Genomic DNA, 3,051 nt, shown 5'->3' with positions numbered 1-3,051 from the left:
GGGGGCGGAGAGCCTGAAGGCTCTTAAGTTGGCCTGGCGGCCAACTACGGGCCTGACGGCCCGTTAGGTGCTGCAGTCGTGCCTGACGGCACGACCGTGTGTCAGGTGCTGGGTTGGCCCTGGCGGGCCAACTTGGTTGGTTTCTGTGGGGGTTGGCGGGCCTGGCGGCCCGCTCAGCAGGGGAAATGCCGTCCTGCCTGGCGGCAGGACTTGGGCAAAGGTGACGGCCCCTCCCCTGACGGGGAGGGAAAGAGTGTGTTTGTTGCCAGGCGCCTGGCGGCGCCGGTGATGTCATAACCGGGTGGTTGCACAGATATTTGGGTTGCCTGCGCTCCCCTGACGGGGAGCTTGAGAGCATGGTGTTCCGGCTGCCGCCGGACTTGGGTGAGTGTCAGTTTCCGTCGGTACGACAACCGGTGGGTGCTCGTCAGCTCGTCGCTGTGCGGGCGGGACGATCATCCGGCGCCGTAGGGGCCTTGGGTGTTGTCCGCCTGTGTTGCGGCCTGGTGGGTTCCTCGTCGGCTGTCGGGGCCAGTCTCCGGTCTGGTAGCGGTGCGCGGCGGTTGCGGTTGTCGTAGCCGCCGGTCGTGCGGCGAGCTGGCGGTGGGCTGCCTTGTGGACTCTGTCCCTGCCCTGAAGGGGCAGGGACAGAGCTTGGCTCAGGCGCGGGGGCCCGGCAGGTGGCCGAGCAGCACGGCCAGCACGCGCAGAGCCGCCTGCCGTCGGCTCTCGGTGCGGGCGCTCACGGCGGTCAAGGCGAGTGCGGCAATGGTGATGGAGTGGGTGGCCAACAGGGTAGTGGCGAAGGGGCTGTTGAGCAGGGTGAGCAGGTGGTGGGACATCGAGGTGGCCTCCTTGGGTGCCGGTGTGGCGGGCTTCGGTGGCCTTATTGGGCTGCGTCCGGTGGGTTTCCGGCGATGTCCTGGATGTCGCATGGGGGGCCTCTAGGCTGGTCAGGGCCAGTCTCGTGGGTTTTCCGGCGCAGGGGTGGGCGGACAGGGTGGAAAGGGATGCGGGTGGAGCAGGGCACGGCGGTGCGGGCTTTCGCGGCCATGCTGAAAGGCCTGTATGAGGGCGCGGGTTCGCCTACGTTGACGGCGCTGGTGCGCCAGGGCGAGCGGCATCTGTCGCGTGTGAAGCTGAGCACGTCCTCGCTGAGTGACTGGCTGGCGGGCCGGTCCGTGCCCTTCGAGCAGCAGGTGGTGCAGTTCCTGGTCGCCTACCTCGCCCAGCAGGCCCGCCAGGCGGGCCGTCCGGGGGCCCTGCTGGGTGGGTGAGGCTGTGGGAGGGAGCGGTTGAGGAACGTCGGCAGCGGCGCGGCGGCCGACCTTCCCGTCCGGTGCCGGGCGGGCCCGGGCTGCGGGTGCCTGTCCGCGGCCGGTTCGTGGCCGCGTTGCGGGACGAGGAAGCGTTCGATGAGTGGGAGGTGCACCGGCCCATCGATGTGACGGCGGCGGTGCCGGGGGTGCTGCCGCTGTACGTGCGGCGTGCCCACGACGGAGTTCTGCGTTCGGTGGTGGCGCAGGCAGCCGGTGGCACGAGCCGGATGGTGGTGCTGGTCGGTGACTCGTCTTCGGGCAGGACGAGGGCGTGCTGGGAGGCGGTGGGCGAGCTGCCGGCCGGGTGGCGGCTGTGGCATCCGCTCGATCCGTCACCGGCTCAGGCGCTGGCGAACGCGTTGCGGGAGGGGATCGCTCCGCGCACGGCGATCTGGCTCAACGAGCTGCAGTGGTATGTCGGCGAGCAGGCCGGCGCATTGGCCGAGCAGGTGGCGGCCGGTCTGCGGGCGTTGCTCGAGGGCAGGGTGTGTATGTGCCGGCCGCGTTCGAGGCGCGGGCGCTGGAGGATGCGCGGACGGTGGGCGGCCACGATCCGCGGCTGGCCGACGCGCTGGCCCATACCGCGGACGGGCGGATCGCCCAGTACATGGCGGGGGCTCCGGCTCTGCTGGCGCGTTACCAGGCGGCACCGCCCGCGGCCCGGGCGGTCATCGGCGCGGCCATGGACGCCAGCAGGCTAGGCGGAGCGGTGCTGGTGGGGCGGGATTTTCTTCAGGCGGGGCCGCCGAGGGCTATCTCGGTGACGACGACTACGACGCGCTGGGTGAGGAATGGCTTGAGGATGCTCTCGCCTACACCCAGGAGCCGAGCAAGGGCGTGCGCGGGCTGCTGAGCCGAGTGCGGGCGTGCACGGGAACGGGCGGCGGGGGCGGGTGGCGGCTGTCCGATGACATGGACCACATCGGCCGCATGGAGCGGCGGTTTTCCGCTCCCCCGGCCTCGTTTTGGGCTGCGGCGCGCGAGCATCTGCCCGAGTCTCACGTCGTGCGGGCGGTGGGGCAGGCGGCGGAGGCACGCTGGCGTGACACCGAGGCCGCCAGCCTGTATCAGAGGGCGCTGGATCTGGGGGATCTGAAGGCGGGGCAGGAGCTGGTCTGGCTGTGGCAGGAGCGTCAGCGGGCAGAGGAAGCACGTCGTGTGCAGGAGCAGGCTGCGCTCACCGGGGACGGCGAGGTCCTGGAGGAGCTGCTGGAGGAGCTGCTGGAACAGATGCAGGAGCAGGAGGCCGAACAGCTGGTACGGGAGGCCGCCGGCCGTGGCAGTCCCACCGCCCAGCTCCACCTGGCCCGTGCGCTGATGCTGGACGGGGAGGCTGAGGAGGCGGAGCGCTGGTATGCCGAGGTCGCCCGGTGCAGTGATCCGGAGATCCTGCACGCCTACGCCGACGACCTGCGCGAGCGCGGGGACCTGGACGGTGCGCGAGCGGCGTTGCGGGCGGCGGGTGACCGTCACGCGATGGGCGAACTGGCCGCCCTGGCGACGGGGACGGCCGAGGTGGAGGAGGTTGCCCGGGATGCCTTCGCCGCGGGCGAGGCCGCTCCGTTGAAGAGCCTTGCTGAGCAGGCCGAGGCCGACGGGCGGGCCCGCTGACGCGGCCCGGCTGTACCGGGACGCGATCAGTGAGCGTTTTCAGCGTTGGCGCTCCAGGGTGAGGACGGCAGCGGCGATGACCGTCATGCGGTTGGGGCTGCAGCGGGCTCTGCGGAAGACG

At 71.2% G+C, this 3,051-nt stretch carries 4 protein-coding genes and 1 pseudogene; 2 read left to right on the top strand and 3 right to left on the bottom strand.

All coding sequences use genetic code 11. The annotated features are described in order from the left end of the window. Positions 1 to 659 precede the first annotated feature (659 nt). Positions 660 to 842 carry a hypothetical protein gene (locus ACZ6D7_RS47395; RefSeq protein ID WP_469505129.1) on the bottom strand — a complete coding sequence of 61 codons (183 nt, stop codon included), beginning with the start codon at positions 840 to 842 and terminating at the stop codon, positions 660 to 662. Positions 843 to 1,010: 168 nt separating this feature from the next. Between ACZ6D7_RS47395 and ACZ6D7_RS47390 the strand changes: the two genes are divergently transcribed. After that, positions 1,011 to 1,277 carry a hypothetical protein gene (locus tag ACZ6D7_RS47390; protein ID WP_469505127.1) on the top strand — a complete coding sequence of 89 codons (267 nt, stop codon included), beginning with the start codon at positions 1,011 to 1,013 and terminating at the stop codon, positions 1,275 to 1,277. 382 nt (positions 1,278 to 1,659) lie between these two features. Here ACZ6D7_RS47390 and ACZ6D7_RS47385 read toward each other — a convergent pair whose 3' ends face one another. Further along, entirely contained in the window at positions 1,660 to 1,899 is a 240-nt protein-coding gene (locus tag ACZ6D7_RS47385; RefSeq protein WP_469505125.1) for a hypothetical protein, read from the bottom strand. A gap of 425 nt (positions 1,900 to 2,324) precedes the next feature. Here ACZ6D7_RS47385 and ACZ6D7_RS47380 point away from each other — a divergent pair, with 425 nt between their 5' ends. Next, positions 2,325 to 2,930 (top strand): hypothetical protein, encoded by a 606-nt coding sequence (locus ACZ6D7_RS47380; RefSeq protein WP_469505124.1) that lies wholly within the window; start codon positions 2,325 to 2,327, stop codon positions 2,928 to 2,930. Between the two features lie 39 nt (positions 2,931 to 2,969). Here ACZ6D7_RS47380 and ACZ6D7_RS47375 read toward each other — a convergent pair. Beyond that, a pseudogene (locus tag ACZ6D7_RS47375) lies at positions 2,970 to 3,051 on the bottom strand (IS5/IS1182 family transposase); the annotation flags it as partial.

It is taken from the genome of Streptomyces sp. NPDC041784 (assembly GCF_055591025.1).
The sequence above is the reverse complement of the archived record's forward strand: the minus strand, read 5'-3'. Positions and strand labels throughout refer to the sequence as shown.

Bases quoted from the DNA above. Each gene is read 5' to 3' on its own strand.
- ACZ6D7_RS47395 (WP_469505129.1), bottom strand. From the start codon at position 842: ATGTCCCACCACCTGCTCACCCTGCTCAACAGCCCCTTCGCCACTACC.
- ACZ6D7_RS47390 (WP_469505127.1), top strand. From the start codon at position 1,011: ATGCGGGTGGAGCAGGGCACGGCGGTGCGGGCTTTCGCGGCCATGCTG.
- ACZ6D7_RS47385 (WP_469505125.1), bottom strand. From the start codon at position 1,899: ATGGGCCAGCGCGTCGGCCAGCCGCGGATCGTGGCCGCCCACCGTCCG.